18 protein-coding genes are annotated in these 20,392 nt (G+C 74.6%); 11 read left to right on the forward strand and 7 right to left on the reverse strand.

Annotation, left to right across the window (positions count from 1 at the left end):
- Positions 1 to 191 precede the first annotated feature (191 nt).
- Together ABD347_RS17890 and ABD347_RS17895 are read left to right on the forward strand one after the other, a co-directional pair.
- Positions 192 to 1,490 carry a phthiocerol/phthiodiolone dimycocerosyl transferase family protein gene (locus ABD347_RS17890; protein WP_344362277.1) on the forward strand — a complete coding sequence of 433 codons (1,299 nt, stop codon included), beginning with the start codon at positions 192 to 194 and terminating at the stop codon, positions 1,488 to 1,490.
- 60 nt (positions 1,491 to 1,550) lie between these two features.
- Positions 1,551 to 2,069: an RNA polymerase sigma factor gene (locus ABD347_RS17895; protein ID WP_250079940.1), complete on the forward strand. Its 519-nt coding sequence runs from the start codon at positions 1,551 to 1,553 to the stop codon at positions 2,067 to 2,069.
- A 61-nt stretch (positions 2,070 to 2,130) separates the two neighbouring features.
- On the opposite strand, the gene ABD347_RS17900 is transcribed toward ABD347_RS17895, so the two are convergent.
- The gene (locus ABD347_RS17900; RefSeq protein ID WP_344362282.1) at positions 2,131 to 2,817 is read right to left on the reverse strand and encodes a PAS domain-containing protein; all 687 of its coding nucleotides are present in this window, start codon (positions 2,815 to 2,817) and stop codon (positions 2,131 to 2,133) included.
- A 662-nt stretch (positions 2,818 to 3,479) separates the two neighbouring features.
- On the opposite strand from ABD347_RS17900, the gene ABD347_RS17905 reads away from it, so the two are divergent.
- Positions 3,480 to 4,745, forward strand: a complete 1,266-nt coding sequence (locus tag ABD347_RS17905) for a helix-turn-helix domain-containing protein (protein ID WP_344362285.1) — start codon at positions 3,480 to 3,482, stop codon at positions 4,743 to 4,745.
- A 393-nt stretch (positions 4,746 to 5,138) separates the two neighbouring features.
- Positions 5,139 to 6,050, forward strand: a complete 912-nt coding sequence (locus tag ABD347_RS17910; protein WP_344362287.1) for a hypothetical protein — start codon at positions 5,139 to 5,141, stop codon at positions 6,048 to 6,050.
- A gap of 115 nt (positions 6,051 to 6,165) precedes the next feature.
- On the opposite strand, the gene ABD347_RS17915 is transcribed toward ABD347_RS17910, so the two are convergent.
- Positions 6,166 to 10,053, reverse strand: a complete 3,888-nt coding sequence (locus ABD347_RS17915; protein ID WP_344362289.1) for an nSTAND1 domain-containing NTPase — start codon at positions 10,051 to 10,053, stop codon at positions 6,166 to 6,168.
- A gap of 346 nt (positions 10,054 to 10,399) precedes the next feature.
- Here ABD347_RS17915 and ABD347_RS17920 point away from each other — a divergent pair, with 346 nt between their 5' ends.
- The 3 genes from ABD347_RS17920 to ABD347_RS17930 are packed head-to-tail and all read left to right on the forward strand — an operon-like array spanning position 10,400 to position 13,253.
- Positions 10,400 to 11,260 carry a glycoside hydrolase family 16 protein gene (locus tag ABD347_RS17920; protein WP_344362291.1) on the forward strand — a complete coding sequence of 287 codons (861 nt, stop codon included), beginning with the start codon at positions 10,400 to 10,402 and terminating at the stop codon, positions 11,258 to 11,260.
- Positions 11,261 to 11,270: 10 nt separating this feature from the next.
- Positions 11,271 to 11,789, forward strand: coding sequence for a hypothetical protein (locus ABD347_RS17925; RefSeq protein ID WP_344362293.1), 519 nt, complete (start codon positions 11,271 to 11,273; stop codon positions 11,787 to 11,789).
- 6 nt (positions 11,790 to 11,795) lie between these two features.
- The gene (locus ABD347_RS17930; RefSeq protein WP_344362295.1) at positions 11,796 to 13,253 is read left to right on the forward strand and encodes a tetratricopeptide repeat protein; all 1,458 of its coding nucleotides are present in this window, start codon (positions 11,796 to 11,798) and stop codon (positions 13,251 to 13,253) included.
- Between the two features lie 262 nt (positions 13,254 to 13,515).
- Here the strand turns inward: ABD347_RS17930 and ABD347_RS17935 are convergent, their stop codons facing one another.
- Positions 13,516 to 14,121, reverse strand: coding sequence for a flavodoxin family protein (locus ABD347_RS17935; protein WP_344362297.1), 606 nt, complete (start codon positions 14,119 to 14,121; stop codon positions 13,516 to 13,518).
- A 110-nt stretch (positions 14,122 to 14,231) separates the two neighbouring features.
- On the opposite strand from ABD347_RS17935, the gene ABD347_RS17940 reads away from it, so the two are divergent.
- The gene (locus tag ABD347_RS17940; RefSeq protein ID WP_344362299.1) at positions 14,232 to 14,810 is read left to right on the forward strand and encodes a DUF6328 family protein; all 579 of its coding nucleotides are present in this window, start codon (positions 14,232 to 14,234) and stop codon (positions 14,808 to 14,810) included.
- Positions 14,811 to 14,829: 19 nt separating this feature from the next.
- On the opposite strand, the gene ABD347_RS17945 is transcribed toward ABD347_RS17940, so the two are convergent.
- Genes ABD347_RS17945 through ABD347_RS17955 form a run of 3 tightly spaced genes read right to left on the reverse strand, consistent with a single transcriptional unit; the run spans position 14,830 to position 16,389 of the window.
- Positions 14,830 to 15,255 carry an ATP-binding protein gene (locus ABD347_RS17945; RefSeq protein WP_344362301.1) on the reverse strand — a complete coding sequence of 142 codons (426 nt, stop codon included), beginning with the start codon at positions 15,253 to 15,255 and terminating at the stop codon, positions 14,830 to 14,832.
- A gap of 4 nt (positions 15,256 to 15,259) precedes the next feature.
- Complete coding sequence (locus ABD347_RS17950) at positions 15,260 to 16,141, reverse strand: MEDS domain-containing protein (protein ID WP_344362302.1); 882 nt, start codon at positions 16,139 to 16,141, stop codon at positions 15,260 to 15,262.
- A gap of 56 nt (positions 16,142 to 16,197) precedes the next feature.
- Complete coding sequence (locus ABD347_RS17955; protein ID WP_344362304.1) at positions 16,198 to 16,389, reverse strand: hypothetical protein; 192 nt, start codon at positions 16,387 to 16,389, stop codon at positions 16,198 to 16,200.
- 327 nt (positions 16,390 to 16,716) lie between these two features.
- Here ABD347_RS17955 and ABD347_RS17960 point away from each other — a divergent pair, with 327 nt between their 5' ends.
- Both ABD347_RS17960 and ABD347_RS17965 read left to right on the forward strand, forming a co-directional pair.
- The gene (locus tag ABD347_RS17960) at positions 16,717 to 17,754 is read left to right on the forward strand and encodes a LysR family transcriptional regulator (protein WP_344362306.1); all 1,038 of its coding nucleotides are present in this window, start codon (positions 16,717 to 16,719) and stop codon (positions 17,752 to 17,754) included.
- Between the two features lie 108 nt (positions 17,755 to 17,862).
- Entirely contained in the window at positions 17,863 to 19,257 is a 1,395-nt protein-coding gene (locus tag ABD347_RS17965) for a carbohydrate-binding protein (protein ID WP_344362309.1), read from the forward strand.
- 117 nt (positions 19,258 to 19,374) lie between these two features.
- Here ABD347_RS17965 and ABD347_RS17970 read toward each other — a convergent pair whose 3' ends face one another.
- A complete protein-coding gene (locus ABD347_RS17970; RefSeq protein ID WP_344362311.1) occupies positions 19,375 to 19,719 on the reverse strand; it encodes a hypothetical protein in 345 nt (114 codons plus the stop codon).
- 142 nt (positions 19,720 to 19,861) lie between these two features.
- On the opposite strand from ABD347_RS17970, the gene ABD347_RS17975 reads away from it, so the two are divergent.
- Positions 19,862 to 20,392 (forward strand): hypothetical protein, encoded by a 531-nt coding sequence (locus tag ABD347_RS17975; RefSeq protein ID WP_344362313.1) that lies wholly within the window; start codon positions 19,862 to 19,864, stop codon positions 20,390 to 20,392.

The raw sequence follows: 20,392 nt of genomic DNA on the forward strand, positions 1-20,392 counted from the left end.
TTCCCACTTCCCGGTCGCCAACTTCTAGGGAAATCACGCGACTTCCCCGCACGCCGGGTTCCGCGCTGGATTCGGCCGCGTTCCGCCGTGCACTCTCGAAAGGCCCCCGCCCCCCGCGGACAGCCGCGGCGGCATACCGATCCCGGGCCGTGGGACCCCCGAAAACGAACGACGGAAAGAAGGCTGACGGCATGCACCGTGCGCTGTGTCCGGTCGAGACGCTCTACGTGGGCCAGAGAAGCAGGGCCGTGCTCTCCTGCGCCTTGCGCGGGCCCGTGGACGTCGCCGCGCTGTCGGCCGCCTACGACGCCATGACGGAGGCCCACCCGGGGCTGCGGTCACGCATCGAGCGGGACGGCACGGGCCACCTCCTGCGCCTGCTGGACGGGGACGAGCGGCCCCGTCTGGTCACCCGGTCCGGCGACGAGGAGGCGGCCTACGCGGCGGAGCTGAACCGGCCCCTGACGGTCGGCGGTCCGCTGAGCAGGGCCGTCCTGGTCAGCGCGCCGGACGGTGACAGCCACCTGTTCGTCCTGGTGATCGACCACACCGTCACGGACGGCCACAGCAGCATCGCCCTGCACAACGCGCTGTGGGACCACTACCGGGCGCTGGTCGACGGGGAGCCCGCCGACGACGGCTCCGGGGTGCGCTGGCCCGAGCCCGTCAGCCGGCTGCTGCCCCCGGCCGACGAGGCCGACACGGCGAAGTACCTCGACGGCCGCCTGGAGGAGGTACGGCGGCACCCGGTCGCCCTGGTGCCGTACGACACCGCCACCGGCGACGGGACCGGACCGGAGGGGCGCATCGAGGTACGCCGGCTGACCCTGGACGCGGACCTCACCGCGCGGCTGCGCCGGACGGCGCGCGACGCGGGCGTCTCCGTGCACGCGTTGATCGCCGCGACCCTGCTGGCCACGGCCCGGCGGCGCCTGGACGGCGACGGCCCCCGCACCCTCGGCTGCCTCTCCCCGGTCGACCTGCGCTCCCGGCTCTCCCCGCCGGTGCCCGCCGCCGCCCTGGTCCCCGCGGTCACCACCCACCTCCAGACCCTGGAGGTGGGCGAGGAGTCCGAGCCGCTGGAGCTGGCCCGTACCGTGCACGGCCGCCTGGGCGACTTCCTCGCCCGGGGCGACCACTTCCACGAGATGCGTATCACCCCGGAGATCCCCCGCACACCAGCGCTGCAACTGGCCACGGTGATCGCCACCAACATGGGCGTCGTCCCCGGCCCGCGGCTGCCGGACGGGCTGCGCGCGCTCGACGTGCGCCTGGTGCCGGCCCGCGAGCAGTACTTCCCGCAGGCGGGCCGGAGCCCCCTCATGGCGTGCGTCGTCTCCTTCGAGGGCCGGCTCTCCATCGAGTTCCCGCACTCCACGGCCTGCTTCAGCCCGGCCTTCATGCGGGCGTTCCGCGACGACGTGCGCGCCGGCCTCCTCCGCTTCGCGACGGCGGCGGAACCCGGGCGCGCCGACGCGGTCACGGCCTGACACCTCTCCCCGATTCACGCTCCCCGCCCGCCCGGCTGCCGTAAGGAGCCTCAGTCCGACATGTCCACCGTCAGCGAACTCCCCTCCCCCCTGACGCTGCTCCCCCGCGCCCAGGCGGGCGACGAGCACGCGATGAACCACCTGCTGACCGGCATCACCCCCTACGTCGCCCGCATCTGCCGGTCCATCACCCACGACGACGGCGCCGACGCCACGCAGGAGGCGCTGCTCGCCATCTACCGCGGCCTGCGGTCCCTGCGCGAACCGGCGGCGTTCTACGGCTGGGTACGCTCGGTGACGGTCCGCGAGGCCGTCCGCACCGCCAAGCGCTACGGGGAGGAGCACAGCTGCTCCGAGCTGGAGTCGCGGCAGGAGGCGAACCCCCTAGACGCGGTGCACATCACCGACGTGCTGGAGCGGCTGTCGCAGGCGCACCGGCAGGTCCTCACCCTGCGCGCCTACGGGCTCAACGAGGAGGAGATGGCCGAGGTGCTCGCCCTGCCCGTGGGCACCGTCCGCTCCCGGCTCTTCCGCGCCCGCCGCCGCTTCCAGGAGGCATGGCAGCCCTCGGCGGCGTGAGACGCACGCCGGCGGCCGGGGCGGTGTACGTGTCACCGCCCCGGGCGAGCCCGGCTCCGTGCTACCGCACGCGCTCCGGGAGGACGCGCGGGGGCCACTGCCCGGCGGCGAACATCCCGAGCGCGTGCGCACGCGCCACCAGCGCGGGGCGGTTGGGCGCGTCGAACCTCCGCAGCATCTGCCCGACGCGGTACTCGATTCCCTGCCGGCTCAGATAGAGACGGGAGGCCAACTGCACCGTGGACTCGCCACTCGCGACCCCTTCCAGAACCTGCGCGTCGAGGGCGCTGAGCGCCGGCCCGCCGGACACCCCGTCCGAGGTGCGGCGCAGGAAGACCACCACGCCGGCCAAGGCGCCCGAGGGGTTCCGTACGGCGACCCCGGTGACTTCCGCGAGGAATTTCGCCCCGGTTCCGTCCCGGCCCGTCACGCTTTCCGTGAAACGTCGGCGACGCCCCGCGGAAAGGGCGGTGAACTGTTCCCTGAGCCGGGCGGGAACGGGTGAACGGAGAAGGTCGAGAAGACCGCGTCCGCATATCTCGTCGGCGCTCAGGCCGAATTGCCGGGCGAATTCGGGATCCGCGGCCGTGACGACCAGGTCCCCCGGTGAGGCGTGGGCGGTGCAGGTGCCCGCCGGCGCGGCACCGCGGGGCGCGCCGCTCCCGGTGGGTTCGCGGCGGGCGGGAGGAGCCGGGGTGCTGGCTTTCTTCTTGCGGGGCGAGGCGTCGGGGAAACTCGTGGTCGCCACGGACGTACCGTCCTTCTTCCTGCGCGTGGGGGGGGCTGGGAAGGGTGAACGAACGCGGAGCGGACCGATGCGCTGCGCCTGGGTGCCGGCGAGCGCCCGGTGACGGCGGGTGCCACCTCGTCGGTGGCGGGAGCCGGGTGTCCGCGTCGTCCCGGGGCGGGCCGGCGGCGGGCGCCGGGCTCCCGGGTGGGATCAGGGTGGGCAGAGGAGGCGGCGCCGAGGCGGCCGGCAAGGGAACGGGGGCAAGACCGAGGATAACGTTGTCATGGCCACTCGATCTCGGTGGCCGGACGCGGGCCCGGACGGGAACGGGGCAGCACGAAAACCTCCACGGGACGAAGAGGGGGTCGCAACAGGGGGAACGACGGTTTCGAGACTAAGGGTCGGCAACCCCTCTGGCAAGGTTTGCCAAGCGACCTCGACAACCTGTCAACTCTCGTGCGGCCGCGCCTTTTCGAGCACCGGGAACCTCCGGTACAGAACATTCCCACGGAGCCGGACACCGCCTCTGGAAGAGGCAGTTGACCTGCACGTGGCGGCTTGTCGCCTCTTGCCGCGCTCCCTAAAGTGTTGACAACTCCACGCGCCCGAGCGGGCAGGCCCGCACAGGGGCGGGGCCGCCAGAGGCCCCGCCGATCGCGCCACGGAACCAGAGGGGGGAGATGCTCGAGCAGCCGCATTTCGGCCGTCGGCTGAAAAGGCTCCGGCTGGCACGGGGCCTGAGCCAGGCCGGCCTTGTCGGCGAAGGCATGTCGACGGGCTACCTGTCACGCCTGGAGTCGGGGGAGCGACGCCCCACCGAGCGCGCCGTGTCCTATCTCGCCGGCCGGCTCGGCGTCGACACGTCCGCCCTGACCGGCCCGGCGGACGGCAGGCCCCTGACCGGGGTGCTGGCCGCCGTGATGTCGGCGCCGCCCGGCACGGACGACACGGCGGCGCTCAGCCGCGCGGTCGAGGAGGACGCGGGCGAGGATCCCGCCGCCCGCTGGCAGGCGCTGTGGCTGCTGAGCCGCGCCGCCGGCCGCGACGGCGACTACGAAGGGGAGCGCACGCGGCTGCGTGAACTCATCGAATTGAGCGACCTGCTGGCGGCACCGGACCTCCGGGCACGCTCGCGCGTGAGGTACGCCCGCTGCACCCGCGCCCTGGGCGACATGCGCACGGCGGAGCCGGCGGCGGTGGAGGCGCTGTCCATCGCCCGCGCCGCGGAACTGTCCGTCTCCGACACCCTGGCCGCGCTGATGGTGCTGATCAGCGTCGAGACGGAACTCGGGAGGCTGGAGGCGGCCGGCCGGCACGTCGAGGACATGGAGCGGGATCTGCTGCCCCGGGCCGCGCCCGCGCAGGCGGCCGAGGCGCTGTGGACGGCCGCCGTGGTGAGCAACCGCCGGGGCGACGACGCCGCCGCCCGGGCCCGGCTGGACAGGGCTCTTGGCCTCCTCCGGGGCCAGGACGACCTGACCCTGTGGACCAGGCTGCGTGCCGCCGCCACCGCCGCCGCGCTGCAGATGTCGCCGCCCCGGGTGGCCGCCGCCGAGCGCTGGCTGGCCGAGGCCGCCTCCGTCCTCGACCTGATCGGCACCCCGCTCCAGCTCCAGGAACTGCGGGCGCTCCAGGCCCATCTCGCCTTCCACCAGGGCCGGATGGAGGACGCCGGCGCGCTCACCCGGGCCCTTCTCCGCGCGCGGGGCCTGCGCCTCTCCTACCGTGACCGGGTGCGGCTGTCGGTCCTCGACGGCCGGCTGATGATCCTGGCGGGCCGCGTCGACGAGGGCATCGCCGCCCTGCGACGGCTCGGCGCGCAGGCGACGGAGTCCGGCAACCTCGACCTGGCGGCCCACATCTGGCAGGCGTTGGCCACGACCCTGGCCGACGTGCGCTCCCCCGGGGCGGTGCCGGAAGGGAGCCACCCCGGCCCCGGGGCGTGACGACCAGGCGGCTTCGCCTGCCCTCCCGGGCCCCCGCGCGACGACCGCACACGTCCACGCGCCGCCCGCCGAAGCGCGTCGTGATCGCCGTCACTCCGGCGATCGGGCGGCGGTCGGCGGACCGGGACGGCGGTCGGCGGCACGGGGCGGAAGCGGCGCGGGGCGGAAGCGGCGCGGCCGCGTAGCGGCGGAACGCCGGTCGCCGCACCGGCGATCGTGATGCCCATGGCTGCGGCTCGTCCGACGGCTCCTGGCGGCGGCGCGCAGCCGCCGGGCGTTGTTCACGGCCGCGGACCGGGTGGCTGAACAAATCCGTGCCGCGCTGAGCTGGTTCCGCGGCGCCGGGGACCGGCCCGCGAAGGCCGGGTCACAGCACGGAGAGAGGTCGTCGGGATGTTCACGAGGGGACGAGTCGCGGTGGTGGCCGCCGGGCTGGCGTTGGCCGTCGGCGGCTGCGCAGGCGGAGGCGGGGATGGCGGCAGGGCCGGCGCGCCGGACAAGGGGGCGGCCGCACCGGCGCCGGCACAGTCGCCGTCCAAGGAGCTGGTGCGGTGGATCGGCGGCCTGTGCGAGGCGACGACCACACTCGAGAACCTCCGGAAGGACAGCGCGGCGGATCTGAAGGAGATCCGGAACCCGGCAGAGGCCGGCCCGTCGGCCGAACTCCTCGCCCTGAGCTACCTCTCCGGGACACCGGACACGGTGGAGGCCGTGGACCGCGGCCTGAAGGAGCTCGGCCGGTCGGGCGTTCCCGCGGCCGACCGGCTGCGCGCCGCCTGGCTGAAGAAGCTGGCGGCCGTCCTTCCCGACCTCGTCGGGGTCTCCCCGGCCGCGGCCATGGACGACGCCGAGGGCAGTGCGGCGGGAGTCGACAAGCTCGTACAGTCCCTGACCCCACCGGAGCCGGACCTGCCGGCGCTGACGGAGAAGGACCCGCGGCTCGCGGCCGCGCACGAGGGGGCGAAGCAGTGCGCCGCGGGCTGGAGGCCCGGAGAACCCGGCGACGGGACGGACTCGCCCGCACCTGGCCCCACCGGCCCGCTGCCCAAGGCATCGGACGGCAAGAACACCGGCGCCTGCTCGGACGGCGCGTGCGAGGTCCTGGTGACCTCCACGGCGGACATCACGGCGAACGGGCTGAACGTGCGTGTCACCGTGGCCGACGACTCCGTCACCTTCCACACGGCGGGCACCGTGATGCAGCTGAGCGGCGCGGGCGGCGAGGCCGGGTTCGGTGACGAGTTGAAGGCGATCGTCGTCGCGCACAACAAGGACGGCGCCGTGCTGAAGTTCAGCACCCCCTGAGCCACCCCGAGCCCCTTGAGCCTCACCCGCTGAGCTCTGACGCCCCGCCCGGTCGCGGGCCCGGTCGCCGGGGCCCGCCACGGGGCGCGTACCGGTGATACGGCAACGGGTGCCGCTAAGGGGCGTCGCACACCGTCCGGTGTGCGAGTCGCGGCAGGCGCTCCTCCCATTCGGCACGCGTGAGCGTTCCGCCGGTGTGTTCGCAGACGTACTCCGCCGCGCGGTCCGTGTTCAGGAGCCACACCCGGGCCGTCAGGTCGTAGCCGGCGGAGGCGAGGGTGTCGCCCTCCGGGCTGAACGCGACGGAGGTGACGGTGTCGAGGTGCCCGGTGAGTTCCCCGCCGGCGGGCTCGGCACGGTCCGGTTGTGCCACGTCCCACAGCCGGACCGTGTGGTCACTGCTGCCGGTGGCCAGTGTCTTCCCGTCGGGCGAGTAGGCCACCGACCTGATCGGCCCACGGTGCCCGTCCAGTTCCTCTCCGGTCCGCCGGGCGCGGTCCGGCCGGCGGACGTCCCACAGCCGTACGGCACGGTCCTCGCCGCCGGTGGCCAGCGTCTTCCCGTCCGGGGCGAAGGCGACGGCGTTGACCGACCCGTCGTCCCCGGTGAGAGCCGCACCGGCGGGCCGCGCGCGCGCCGGGTCGTGCACGTGCCACAGCCGCACCGTGCCGTCCTCGCCGCCGGTGGCCAGCGTCTTCCCGTCCGGGGCGAAGGCGACGGAGCGGACGGCGTCCCCGTGGCCGCGCAGCGGTGCGCCGAGCGGCCGTACGCGGTCCGGCCGGCGCACGTCCCACAGCCGCACCGTGCCGTCCTCGCCGCCGGTGGCCAGTACGCGGCCGGCCGGGGCGAACGCGACGGTGACGGTGCCGCCGTCGTGCGCGTCCAGCGGTTCGCCGAGCGGGGCCGGACGTTCGGGCGCGGAGACGTCCCACAGCCGTACGCTGCCGTCCAGCGAGCCGCCGGCCACCGTGCGGCTGTCCGGGGCGAACGCGACGGCCAGTACCTCGTCCTCGTGGCCGGTGAGCATCCGCGGGATGCGGCGCGGGCGGCCCGGCTCGTCGACGTCCCACAGGCGGATCAGCGCGTCGTCGGTGCTGGCGGCGGCGAGCAGGCGGCCGTCGGGGCTGTGGGCGACGGCGGTCAGCGGGTTGGTGAAGTCCGTGAGGACGGTCGGCGGCCGGTGCCAGAGGTGGACGCGGCGGTCGGCGCCGGCGCTGGCGAGGGTACGGCCGTCGGGGCTGAAAGCCACCTCCCACACGGCCTCCGTGTGGCCGGCCAGCGGCTCCCCGAGCTGCTGCGGATACGCGGGGTTGGCCACGTTCCACAGGATCGGCGCGTTGTCCTCGCCCGCGCTCGCCAGGGTGCGGCCGTCGGAACTGAAGGCCACCGACATGACGGGCGCGGTGTGCTCGGTGAGCGGATCGCCCAGCGGCCGCGGGCGGCCCGGGCCGGACACGTCCCACAGCCGTACGGTGTCGTCGAAGCCCGCCGTGGCCAGCGTCCGGCCGTCCGGGGAGAAGGCCACCGTCCAGACGGAGGCGGTGTGTCCGCGCAGCGGCTCGCCGAGCGGCTCGATCCCGTCCTCGCCCGTGCGCCACATCCGTACGGTGCCGTCGAAGCCCGCCGTGGCCAGGGTGCCCCCGTCCGGGGCGAACGCGACGGCGCGGACGCTGCCTTTCTCGGACGCGTCGGCCTCGACGGGCTCGCCGAGCGGTGTGAGCCGGTCCGGGAGGCTCAGGTCCCAGAGCCGTACGGTCCCGTCGTCTCCGGCGGTGGCCAGCGTCCGGCCGCCGGGTGCGAACGCGACGGAGACGACGTTCTCTCCGTCGTGGCTCATCAGCGGCCGGCCGACGGGGCGGGGCCGCTCCCGGTCGCGCACGTCCCACAGCCGGACGCCGCCGCCTTTCCCGGTAGCCGCCAGGAGGCCACCGCCCTGTGGTGCGAAGGCGACCGCGCCGACCGGGCCCGTGGGGAATCGCAGCGGCTTCCCCAGCGGCTTCCCCAGGCCTCCGCGCCGGTCCGCGGAACCGGGCCCCGCGGCGGTGTCCCACAGCCGGACCGTGCCGTCGTGGCCGCCGCTGGCGAGGGTGCGGCCGTCGGGCGCGTACGCCACGGAGCTGGCGAGACCGGCGTGGCCGGGCAGCCGGGTGGCCAGCGTCCGCCCCGCGTCCGAGGCCAGCCGGGTCCGGGTGTCCGGGGTGGCGCGCATGTGGTGCGCGGCGACGTCGAGGCGGCCGGCCAGCCCGGCGTCGATCTCGCGGACGCTGTCGGCCTCGGTGGTGAGGCGGCCGAAGACGGCGTCGTCCCGTTCGGCCTGCGCGGTGGCGCGCGCCTGGAGGGCGACGACGGCGGTGCCGGTGGCGAGCAGCCCGAGAGCGGCGAGCAGGGCCACGACCGTACGCCGCAGTCGCGCGGTGCGGTGCCGCCGGCGCAGCGAGGCGGTGAGGAACTGCTCTTCCAGAGGTGTGAGTTCGGCGCCGCGGCGGTTCGCCCCGTTGCCCCGGGTCTTCACCGCGGTGCCGTTCGACCGGGCGGCGTCCTCCGGGAAGGCGTCGCGGGCGGCGTCCAGTCGGGAGCCCGCGTAGAGCGCGGCGCTCTCCCGGCCGAGCGCCTGCCAGGTGCGTGCAGACTCGGAGAGCGCCCGGTGGACGCGCAGCCGGTCGCGTTCGGCGTCGATCCAGGCGCGCAACCGGGGCCAGGCGGTGATGAGGGCTTCGTGGGCGAGGTCGACGGTGCCGTCGTCGAACGTGATGAGGCGGGCGCGGACCAGGCGTTCCAGCACCACGCGGGTGTCGGCGGGGCTGCCGAAGTCGAGCTCCGCGTGCTCGGTGGGGCGGCGGGTGTCCGCCGCCCCGTCGCCGGGCGTGATGAGCCGGAGGAGCACCCGCCGGGCCACCTCGGCCTGGGACTGCGTGAGTTCGCCGTACACCTGCTCGGCCGTCCGGACGACGGCGCCGCGCAGTCCGCCCGCCGCCTCGTACGCGGCCTCCGTCAGGACCCGGCCGCTGCGGTGGCGCCAGGTCTCCAGCAGGGCGTGCGACATCATCGGCAGTCCGCCCGGGGCGCCCTCGACCTCGTCGAGAAGGCGGTCGGTCAGGGAGCGTTCGACGATCAGGCCGTCCGCGGCGGCCGGGCGCACGATGGCCTCCCGCAGCTCCGCGCGGCTCATCGGCCCGGCGAGCAGTGTGGCTCCCTGCAACGCGGCGGTGAGGCCTGGGTGTTCGGCGCAGCGGCCGAGGAAGTCGGCCCGCACCGCGATGAGGACGCGCAGCCGGCTGCCGGTGGCGGCGACGAGGCGGTCGATGAAGGCGTCCCGGTCGGCCGGGTCGGCGCCGAGGGTGTACAGCTCCTCGAACTGGTCGACGATCAGCCAGGTGTCGGCGTCGGTACCGGGCACGGGCGTGAGCCGGCCGGCGTGGGTGCGCAGCGGATCGGGGCCGGGCGTGAAGATCCGTACGGCTGCCGGAGCGGGCCCGCGGTCCCCGTCGCCGGCGTCCTTCGGCGGGGTGCGCAGCCGGGGGATCAGGCCGGCGCGCAGGAGCGAGGACTTGCCGCTGCCGGAGGGGCCGAAGACGGCGGTGAGGCGGTGCTCGCGGTTCAGTGCGGTCAGCCGCTCCAGGAGCTGGTCGCGGCCGAAGAAGAGTCCGGCGTCGGCCAGTTCGAACCGGGTCAGACCGCGGTACGGCGGCCGGGAGTTCTCGTCTCCGGACACCTCGGCGGCGAGCTCGGCCGACACCTCGCGCCAGCGCCGCTCCCACTCGGTCACGTCGCCGCCGCACGCCTCCACATAGGCGAGCGCCACCGCTCGGGTGGGCAGTTGCTTCCCGGCCGCCGCCTGCGACAGCGTGGTCACTCCGTACCGCGCCCGCTGAGCCATGGCCCGGTACGTGGGCTTCCCCGCGGCCTCGCGCAGCGTCCGCAGCCCGGCGGCGAACCGCTGAACCGGTCCTGCCCCCGGGTCCAGTTCGCCCTCGGTGCGGCCCGGCCCTGGCTGTCCCGACACGTGCCCGCCCCCTCGTTCCGCCGCGTCGCCACCAGGGCGTCACCCGGTGCGTCCGCTCGGACGCCCACGGTAGGAAGCCGGGAGGCGCGACCGCAACCGAACTGCCGGATAACCGCGGGCGGGACACGGGCGTTCACCCGGTCTTCACGACTGGCCGCGGCCGGCCCGCCCCGCGGGTTCGCGCCTCGGGTTGTTCGGCGCCGGGACAGGGCCTGCTGAACAACGGCGTACGGCGGTCGAATGGCCGGGGGCGGTGGCCGGGAACGGCCACGGCACGGTCCGAGCCCGGGCGAAGGGGGGAGGGCTCGGGCCGCCCCCTCACACACGCGACAGCTGAAGGAGACGCATGTACGGACGAGCTCGTGCCCGGCCCCTCGCCGTGGGGTTCGGAGCGGCTGCCCCGGTGGTGACCTCGCGACGTCCACCACGGCGAACGCCGCTCCGGCGCGGCCGCCGACGGCCGCCGACGGCCGCCGAACGGTACGGCTGGGGCGCCCCGCCGCCCGAGTGGCCGGACGGGTTCGGGTACGGCTCCGAGGCTGACCCCGCCGTACCCGACCGCGACAAGTGGCGCCTGGCGGGCGGCGGCCCCGGCGAGTGCCGGCCCGGCCACAGCGGCAACGTCCGCCGCTGCGACGCGAACACCCGGGTCGTCGGCGGCGTTCTGCGCATGACCGGCGAGGCGGACGGCGACAGCGGCTGGCTCGCCTCGCCGTACGGACGGCGGTACGGCCCCTGCGAGGCGCGCGTACGCTCCCGGGCCACCGCCCCCGACAGCGGGCGGCAGTACCACCCGCTGCTGATCCTCCGGCCCGGCTCCGGCGGACATCCGCGGGACGGTGAGCACGACTACCTGGAGAACGGCGGCCCGGGTGAGCGGTGCGCCGAGGCATTCCTGCACTACCCGTACCCGGAGGACGTGCCCGTACAGCAGGAGTTCGCGCGGAAGTGCGGCGTGGACCTGTCGCGGTGGCACAACGTCGCCGTCGAGTGGACCGCGGACCATCTCCGCGGCTTCCTCGACGGAAAGAAGTGGTTCCGCTTCTCCGGCGGCGCGAACGCGGGCCGCGACTGCGTCCCGTGCGCCCCGTCCACGCGCCAGACCATCCAGCTCGACAACGTCTACGAAGACGGCCTGCAGAGCGCCGTCTTCGAGGTCGACTGGGCCCGGGTCCACCACCTGCCCGACTCCCGAACGAAAGCGTGAGGTGATCCCCATGCGGGACTTCTCCCACCGGAGCGACCCATCCGGCCCGTCCCACCCGCTCGGTCCGCCCGGTGATCCCCGTCCACCCGAGGCGGCGCGCTTCTCCGGGGCCCTCGTCTTCGCGCTCGTGGTCGTCGTCGCGCACGCGGTGGGCACCGCCTTCGGCGGCTGGGCCGTCCTCGATGAGAACTACAGCAAGCGGGAGCACGGACAGGACCTGATCATGCCGATGGGCATGGCCTGGTTCGTGGCGCTGTTCTGCTGGGGGCTGGCGGCGCTTCAGGGTGCTTGCGCCGTCCTGGCCGGCAGGCGCCGCCCCTGGACCCGTGTGGTGCTGGTCGTGTGCCTGGCCTTCGTGGCGTGCTCGACACTCCTCGCCTTCATCGGCTCGCTGGCCTCCGGAGCGCCCAGTCCGGCGGTGCTGCTGGTCTTCTGCGTCGACGGGGCGGCCCTGTGGGTGGTGCGCGGCGAGACCGCCCGCCGCTGGTTCTCCGTACGCGGCCCGGCGCCCACTCCCCCTCGAGGATGACGGCCCATGGATCACTCGACGTACGAACACGACCCGTACCGGCCGCCCGGCGAGCCGCCCCTGCCACCCCGGCCGCCCTCGTCCCCGGTCCCGGCCCCCTGCGACCCGGTGGCGGCCGCGGCCGGCAACGCCTCGATGCTCGGCATCGGCTATCTGCTGCTGGGCCACCGGCGGCTGGCCGCGCTCGCCGTGCTCGGCACCGGCATGCTTCTCAAGCTCACCGCCGCGACCGCCGAGCTCTGGTGTGAGCTTCTGCTGCTCCTGTGGTGGGCGGCCTGCACGGCCCACGGATGGTTCCTGGCCCGTAGGCGCGAGCATGTCCTGCGGAGGGGGCAGCGCAACGCCACCCTCGCCGTCACGGTCGCGGTCCTGCTGACTGGCGTGCTGCTGCGCGTCGAGGCGCACGGTATCGAGAACCGGGTGAACGAGGCTCGCGAGGCCGGTGACTGCGACGAGGCCGTCGCCGCGCAGAGCGAGGTGTGGTCCGGCCACCGGATGGCGGGAGCGACGGTCGTCGGACCCGGGGACGCGGTGGTGGAGACCTGCCAACGGCTGGAACGCGTCGCGTCCACGCTGTACGCCGCCGGGCGATCCGGGGATCTCGAGAAACTGGAGCAAGGCTTCGGCGTCCTCGCCCAGGTCCTGGCGGAACCCGGCCACGAGAAGACCGTCCGGACAACCCTGGACACCTTCCTCGGCGCCCTGCCCACCGCCAACGCGTGCGACACGGCCGACATCGCCGGCTGGCTCCGCAACCGCGAGCCCACCCGTGACGTCCTGGACCGGTCCGCCGACGCCGCGGCGCGTACGGAACCCGCCGCGCTGGCCGGATGCGGTGACGCCCTGATGGCCGAGAAGAACTGGAAACAGGCACGAGCACGCTACCAGCGGCTACTCGACACGTATCCGGACGAGCCGCTGACAGGCAAGGCACGCAGCGGCGTGAAGAAGGCCGGCCTGGCCGTCGAACTCGACGAGGTGCGCGCTCTGATCGGGGCCACCCACAGCGCGACGTCCGGCTACTGCGACAAACCCGCCGAGTACAGCGCCGCCCCGCCGTACCGCAAGGGGTCCAACCGGGCGCTCTTCCTCGGCGACACCGAGTACACCGGCAAGCTCCCCGGCGGCTGGCGCACCGACGACCCGGTCAAGGCGGCGCTCGTGGTCTGCGCGGACTCGGCGGAGAACGGCGCCGCCGTGGAGGCCTGCCACTACGAGAACGACAGGTCCGACCACTTCCCCCACCGAGTCACCTTCCACAAGGTCAAGATCCCGCTGAAGATCTACGAGCTGCGCACCGGTAAGCGCGTCGGTCCACGCTCGGTGCAGATCAGCGGCGGAAGCTGCCCGGCCGTCCTGCACTACGAGTACTACGGCACCTACGACTACGGACCGGGCGACCAGCTCGTCTCCACCACCAACTCCGGCATACGGGACGCCTTCCGCCCGATCATCACCCGCTGACGTTCCTGGACATCGACCTGACAGGACGCATCGGTCGAGCAGCCCGCCGGGGCCAACGGTTCACCCGCCCGCCGGGCGACGGGTGCGGTCGCAGCGGGACCGGTGCCCGGTTCGGCGCGTCTCCGGCGCGCGGGACACGGCCGCGTCATGATCCTGTGCGACGCCGTGGGGTGCCGCGCCCTCTCCCCGGTGGCCGTCCGACGGGGGTCTGCCGTCGGTCGCCGGGGGCCTGCTGTCGGGCGCCGAGGGCCTTGGGAGCCCCTCAGCTCGGCGGTGCGCCGAGCGGGTGCTGCTCCAGGGCCTTGGCGACCCCGTACAGGTTCGCCGCCATCGCCCGGCCCGTCCGGTCGGACCAGTCGTGGCCCCGCTCGTCGTCGAGGTAGTCGGGGCCGGCGCCCGGGCCGAGGTGCCAGTACGTCCAGGCCTGGCCGGGGACGGTGTAGCCGATGTCGCCGAGGGCGCCGGCGATCTCGCTGATCACGTGGTGGGCGCCGTCCTCGTTGCCGGTCACCACGACACCGGCGACGCGGTTGTACGCCACGGGCCTGCCCACGTCGTCCTTCTCGGACAGCATGGCGTCCATCCGCTCCAGCACCCGCTGGGCCACCGAGGAGGGGCGTCCGAGCCAGGTCGGCGAGGCCATGATGAGGATCCGCGTGTCCAGGAGCATGCGGTGCATCTCCGGCCACTGGTCGCCCTCGCCCTCGTCGCTGGTCACCCCGGGTTTGATGTTCAGGTCGACCGCGCGGACGAAGCGGACCTCCACCCCGTGGGCGACGAGTTGGCGGGCCACGACGTTGGCCAGCGCGTGGGTGTTGGACGGCTCGGGTGATTCCTTGAGCGTGCAATTGATCACCAGTGCTTTCATGCCTCACGCGTACCCAGGACCCGCAGGCCGAGACGGCGCCCGGGCCCCGATCGAGTGAGCATGAAAAGGCCCATACGGGGCAACCGGTGTCCCGAGACATGGAGGGTGCCATGACCATGACGGAGCAGCCGGCCGGGTCGAAGGGGCGGGGCAGCGGGGCCGCCACCTGCTGCGCGTGCGTGCACGGTACCGGGAACGGCCCCGTCGCGGAGCCGCCGGAGACGGCGCGTGAACGGGTCAACCGGCGGTGGAACGAGATTCTCCAGGAGACCCGGGTCGCCCAGACGGGCGTACAGATCCTCTTCGGATTCCTGCTCAGCGTGGCGTTCACACCGCTGTTCCGGGATCTCGGCACCTTCGACCGGGTGGTCTACGTCCTGACGGTGGTTCTCGGAGCGTCGGCCACCGCCTCACTGATAGCGCCCGTCTCGATCCATCGCTTCCTGTCCGGGCAGCGCATGAAGGACGAGGTGGTGGGGGCCGCGAGCCGGCTGATGATGTGCGGCATGGTGCTGCTCGCCCTGACCATCGGCGGCACGCTCCTGCTCATCCTCCACGTCGTGGTGCCGGGCCTCCTCGCGGAGGCACTGGTCGGCGTCGTCATGGTGTGGTTCGCCCTGTGCTGGTACGCGCTGCCGCTGTGGCTGCGGCGCCGGGGCGCCGGGCGCCCGGACGGCGAGGGCGGCTGAGCCCCCGGGCGCCGTACCGTCACGTCAGACTCATCGCGAACGTCACGGTGGTCCCGGCCGGCCCCGAGGCGATGGTGAGGCGGTCGGTGATCAGGCGCGTGAGCCACAGGCCCCGGCCGCGGCAGGCGCCGTTGAGGCCGGGGGCGAGGTCGGGGATGACGTCCTCGGTGAAGCCCGGGCCCCGGTCGGTGACGCGGCACTCCAGCTCCTTCCCGGTCCTGGCCAGCTCCAGCAGGCCGTGCCCGCCCGCGTGTTGGACGACATTGCCGGCCACGGCGTCCATGGCGACGACGAACTCACCACGCCGGGGCTCCGGGAGCCCGGAGAGCGCCGCGCAGCTCTCCACCAGAACGCGCAGTCGTGGGATGTCCGCGCCGCCGAAGCGGCGGCGCAGCAACAGTTCCTCGCCGGTGCCGGGCGGACCCCCGGCCGATTCCACGGTCATGGCGCTACCCCGTCACATCGAGGGCGGCGGGGTCCGCGCCGAGGCGGCGCAGCAGGCGTGCGTGCCGCTCGGAGCAGCGGATCCGTACGGGCCGGTGGGCCGGCGCCCGGTCGAGCAGGAGTACGAGTTCGGCCGCGGACTCGGCGCCGAGGAAACCCGTGCGCAGGAGGTCCACCGTGAAGGGGCCGCCCGGCGGTGGCGGGTTCCGCAGCAGGTCGGCGAGAGCACGGGCGAGCTGCTCCCGCGTCGCCAGATCCGCCTCGCCGATGACGCGGAGGGTGCCGTCGCCGAGGCCGCACCGCAGATGGCCGAGGCGGGGCAGCAGGTGCTCCGGGTGGGCCCGCCACATGGACTCCAGGACCGGTCCGGGGAAACAGCGCCGGTCGTAGGCACAGATCTCGCTGTAGAAGCCGTCCGTGAACAGGTGGCCGGCCCGGCGCTCGCGGTCCATCATCGCGTCGAGATCGGCGCCGAGGTCGGCCACCCACCCCATGTCGATGTACGTCCGCAGGCCGGTGAACCCCTCGGCGCGGGCGGCCGCGGACTCCTCGACGATGCGCTGCCACTGCCGGTCGGCGGTGAACCGCCGGGCCGGCAGGATCAGTTCCCGCATGCTGCTCAGCTCCAGTTGCGCCCTCTCGTATCCGGACGCGGGCGGCAGCCCCGGGGCTCCCTGCAGCCGCGACCGGACCTGTGTCTCGGTCAGACGCGGCGGTCCGAAGACGATGACCTTCTCGCCCCGCGCCAGTCCGGACCAGACGAACGCGGCCAGCACGTCCCAGCCGGGCGCCTCGTCGTCGTAGCACAGGAACGCGTGATGACCGGGGCCCATGCGCTGCACGGGAAGCGTCCCGGGATGGTGCTCCTCGTCGGCGAGCCCGCCCACCTCACCACCCCCGTGTAACCGCCGTGTGGCGCTACGTTACCAAGTCGCGCGGGCCTTCATTGACGGTCCCGGGTGTCGGGGTGCCCCTCGCGCGGCGCGTCGCCGGGCACCGGCCCCTTCGGCGCGGCCGGCCCGGGCGGCTCCTCCGCCCCTTCGGCGGGGCCGTCGTCCGGTCGCCTGCTCGCCTTCCGCTTCTCGTCCTCGAGCCGCCTGCGGACCTCTTCGGGCTTGTCTCCGAGCTGGTTCACGTCCCTCTCCGTCTCGTCGTCGCGGGAGTCGGGTGACTCGCTTCCGCCGTCAGCGTCACACAGACCCGCCCCACCCGCATGCGGCGGATCCGCCGCCCCGGGACGACCCCGGCGGTCGCGTACACCCTTCGGCTCACCGGCCACCCGTGACCGGCCGGCCGCGGACCAGGCGCCGGGGGCGGGGCGGCCCCGTAACCGTCTCGCGAGGAACCCGGGAGGCGGGGCGGCGGGGCGGTGACGCGGGGCTGGGTACGGGGCGCGGAGTTACCCGTATTGGTCCGGACCTTTGTATTGCCGCGTGGCTCGCCGGAGGGTCAAGCTGCCGGTATGGAACTGGAGTTGCGGCACCTCAGGACGATCAGGGCCATCGCGGACGCCGGCAGTCTCACCAAGGCCGCCACGGCTCTGGGCCTCGCGCAGCCGGCGCTCAGCGCCCAGTTGAAGCGGATCGAGCGCTCCTTGGGCGGCGAGCTCTTCGAGCGGGGGCGTCATGGGGTGCGCGCCACGGCACTCGGGGCCCTGGTGCTCGACCGCGCCAGGGTCGTCCTGCCCGCCGTGCACGAACTCCAGGCGGAGGCGGCGCGGTTCGCCCGGTCCGGGTCTCCGGCCGGCGCCGGGCGGCGTTCCCTGCGCATCGGCGGGACGCACGGGCCGCTGCTGGGCGGGCTCGTCGACCGGATCGCGTCCGCCGACCCGGGCGTCGCGGTGGTCACCCACACCTCGTGGTCCGAGCGCGAGATCGCCGCCTCGACCGTGGCGGGCAGGCTCGACTACGCGCTGATCGGCACGTGCGGTGAGAGCGCGCCGCCCGAGCCGGGCCGGCTGGTGTGGACCGAGGTGGCGCGCGACCCGGTGTTCGTGATGCTGGCCGCCGGCCATCCGCTCGCCGCGCGGGGGGAGGTCGGGCTCGGCGAGCTGGCCGGGGAGGCGTGGACGGACGTGCCGGGTGACGGCTGCTTCGCGGACTGTTTCGCCGCCGCGTGCGTCCGTGCCGGGTTCACGCCGGTGTCCGTGTACGAGACGGACATCGCGTCCTGCGTCCACCTGGTCCAGGTGGGCCGGGCCGTGGGCCTGTGCCGCGCGACGTTCCCCGACACCCCGGGCTTGGTGACCCGCCCGCTGGCGGGCACGCCGCTGGTGTGGCGGCACATGCTCGGACGGCACCCGAGCGCGCCCGCCGCGCTGGACGCGCCCCGGGTGGCCGGCCACCTGCGCGCGGCGCACCGGGCGGCGGTGGACCGAAGCGGGAGTTACGCCCGCTGGCTGGCGTCCCGTCCGGGCGCGGTCCACGACACCGGCACGGTCCAGGACGGCGGCACGGTCCAGGACGGCGGCACGGCGCGGGACGCCGAGCGCGGTCCATAACACCGTGCAGGGGGCCGGCTGGGATCTCCCCCGGCCCGGCCCGCGCTCCCTACGGTTTCGGGACCCCCCCACCCCACCCCCCACTCCCGAGACCGAGGAGACCTCCCCATGTTCCACCGACACGCCAGAGCCGCGTGCGTGGGCGCCGTGACCGTGGGCGCGCTGGTCCTGACGGCACTGCAAGGGGCCGCTGCGGCGCCCTCGGACGGCCACGGTCCGGTCACCGCGCCCCCACCGGCGGCCCGTTCGGCGGCCGCCGCCCTCGCCGTGTCCGCCGTACAGCCCGACGTGCTGCGTGCCATGCAACGGGACCTCGGCCTCACCCGGGCCGAGGCCCGGCAGCGGCTGGTGAACGAGGCGGAGGCGAGCGCGACCACCGCCCGTCTCCGGCAGCGGCTCGCCGGCTCGTACGCCGGTGCCTGGGTCGAGGGGCACGCGTCGTCCGTCCTGACCGTCGCCACCACCCGGGCCGATGACGCGGCGGCGATCAGGGCGAGCGGCGCCGAGGCCGATGTCGTCACGCACAGTCTGGCGGCGCTCGACCGCACCAAGGCGGCTCTGGACCGTGCGGCCCGCACCGCCGCCGACGTCGGCGTCCCCGTCTGGTACGTCGACGTCCGCACCAACTCCGTGGTGGTGCGGGCCGTGGACCCGGGGGCGGCGGCGTCGCTGGTCGGCCGGGTGAGCGAGGCCGACCGGTCGCGGATACGGGTCGTCCCGACACGGGAACGGCCGCGCCCGCTGTACGACATCAGGGGCGGTGACGCGTACTACATGGGCGGCTCCGGCCGCTGCTCGGTGGGCTTCGCGGTCACCCGTGGGACGCAGGCGGGCTTCGCGACGGCGGGGCACTGCGGCCGGGCCGGCACGACCACGACCGGGTACAACCGGGTGGCGCAGGGCTCGTTCCAGGCCTCGACGTTCCCCGGCCGGGACACGGCCTGGGTGGCGACCAACACCAACTGGACCGCGACCCCGTACGTGAAGGGCGCGGGCGGCGCGAACGTCCGGGTGGCCGGTTCGGTCCAGCAGCCGGTCGGCGCCTCGGTCTGCCGCTCGGGTTCCACCACGGGCTGGCACTGCGGCACCATCCAGCAGCACAACACCAGCGTGACGTACCCGGAGGGCACCATCACCGGGGTGACGCGGACCTCGGTGTGCGCCGAACCCGGTGACTCCGGTGGGTCGTACATCTCCGGCAGCCAGGCGCAGGGCGTCACCTCCGGCGGTTCGGGCGACTGCCGGAGCGGGGGTACGACCTACCACCAACCGATCAACCCGCTGCTGCAGGCGTACGGGCTGACGCTGACGACGACCACCGGACCCGGCGACCCGGGCCCGGGCGACCCCGACGAGCCTAGCGGCACATGGGCGGCCGGCACCGTCTACCGGGCGGGTGACCAGGTCACGTACGGGGGTGCGACCTACCTCTGCCTGCAGGGCCACCAGGCGCAGGCCGGGTGGGAACCGCCGAACGTCCCGGCGCTCTGGCAGCGCGGCTGACAGGTGCGCGCCGCGCCCGTCCGGGCGCCGGGCCGTGGGGGCGCGTGCCGTGACCGGTGACGGTCACGGCACGCGCGTGCCCGTACCCGTACCCGGGAGGGCCCGGCCGGCGCCGTGTCAGCGCCCCCTTCGCCCGTGGCCGTCGCGGCGTTCGCGTACCGCCCTGACGTGGGCGACCGCGACGGAGGCCTTGTCCAGGAGCCAGACGGCGCTGAGCGAGAAGAGGGCGAAGCAGAGAAAGAACGCCACGACCGCGGTGACGAGGAGGAGCGGGACGACGGTGGAGGTGGCGCCCCGGAACAGCGGTCCCGCCGCTCCCCCGGCCGCCCCCACGACGGGTACCAGCACCGCGACGAGCACGACGCGGCCCCGGCGGGGCGGGGCGTCGTCGCGCTCCGGGCAGTCGTGGCCGTCGCGGTGCCGGGCGTCCCGCTGATGGTCGTCGTTCGGTCCTTCGCTCACAGTGATCCAGTGTGCGGGGTCGGCCGTGCTTTCCGTAACCGCGTTCCAAGCTCTGGATTCGCTCAAACACCCTCGCCACGCACGCGTGCGTGTGATGCGATGCGGAAACGATCACGAGGCGGGGGATGCGATGAAGGCACGGTTGAGGGCTCGGCTGATCGCGGCGGGGGCCGCGGCCGTACTGCTGGGAGCGGGCGGCGCGGCGTCCGGCACGACCGCCGGGGGCCGGGCCCTGAACGGCGGCGAGGCGCCGCACCACCACTTCGGCTTCGAGAGGTTCCAGGCCGGCGAGGGCTACTGGTTCGCCTGCCCGGCGCTGACCAACACTTCCTCCGAGCCCGTCGAGGTGCTGGGCGCGCAGCTCGTGGGCGCGCCCGCGCACTGGAGGACGGGGGAGGTCAGGGCGGTCGACTGGGGCGACGGGCCGGTCGGGGTCGGGGCGCGTGACGAGACCTTCGCCGGGACGCCCGGCATGGAGCGGGACCGGTCGACCACACCCGTGCGCATCGCGCCCGGTGAGCGCAGCACCGTCTCGTACCTGGTGCGCGCCGAGCCCGTGTCGGCGTCCGCCGCGGGCCGGGCGGAAGGCTGTCGTTTCACCTACCGCTCGGCCCACCGGGTGTACGTCCAGGACCTCGCGTCCCACTACTTCCTCGGCCCCGAGGACGACTGA

This window comes from Streptomyces gobitricini (assembly GCF_039532985.1).
GTDB lineage: Bacteria > Actinomycetota > Actinomycetes > Streptomycetales > Streptomycetaceae > Streptomyces > Streptomyces gobitricini.

Excerpts from the sequence above, each read along its gene's own strand:
- ABD347_RS17890 (WP_344362277.1), top strand. The coding sequence starts at position 192 with ATGCACCGTGCGCTGTGTCCGGTCGAGACGCTCTACGTGGGCCAGAGA.
- ABD347_RS17895 (WP_250079940.1), top strand. The coding sequence starts at position 1,551 with ATGTCCACCGTCAGCGAACTCCCCTCCCCCCTGACGCTGCTCCCCCGC.
- ABD347_RS17905 (WP_344362285.1), top strand. The coding sequence starts at position 3,480 with ATGCTCGAGCAGCCGCATTTCGGCCGTCGGCTGAAAAGGCTCCGGCTG.
- ABD347_RS17910 (WP_344362287.1), top strand. The coding sequence starts at position 5,139 with ATGTTCACGAGGGGACGAGTCGCGGTGGTGGCCGCCGGGCTGGCGTTG.
- ABD347_RS17920 (WP_344362291.1), top strand. The coding sequence starts at position 10,400 with ATGTACGGACGAGCTCGTGCCCGGCCCCTCGCCGTGGGGTTCGGAGCG.
- ABD347_RS17925 (WP_344362293.1), top strand. The coding sequence starts at position 11,271 with ATGCGGGACTTCTCCCACCGGAGCGACCCATCCGGCCCGTCCCACCCG.
- ABD347_RS17930 (WP_344362295.1), top strand. The coding sequence starts at position 11,796 with ATGGATCACTCGACGTACGAACACGACCCGTACCGGCCGCCCGGCGAG.
- ABD347_RS17935 (WP_344362297.1), bottom strand. The coding sequence starts at position 14,121 with ATGAAAGCACTGGTGATCAATTGCACGCTCAAGGAATCACCCGAGCCG.
- ABD347_RS17940 (WP_344362299.1), top strand. The coding sequence starts at position 14,232 with ATGACCATGACGGAGCAGCCGGCCGGGTCGAAGGGGCGGGGCAGCGGG.
- ABD347_RS17945 (WP_344362301.1), bottom strand. The coding sequence starts at position 15,255 with ATGACCGTGGAATCGGCCGGGGGTCCGCCCGGCACCGGCGAGGAACTG.
- ABD347_RS17960 (WP_344362306.1), top strand. The coding sequence starts at position 16,717 with ATGGAACTGGAGTTGCGGCACCTCAGGACGATCAGGGCCATCGCGGAC.
- ABD347_RS17965 (WP_344362309.1), top strand. The coding sequence starts at position 17,863 with ATGTTCCACCGACACGCCAGAGCCGCGTGCGTGGGCGCCGTGACCGTG.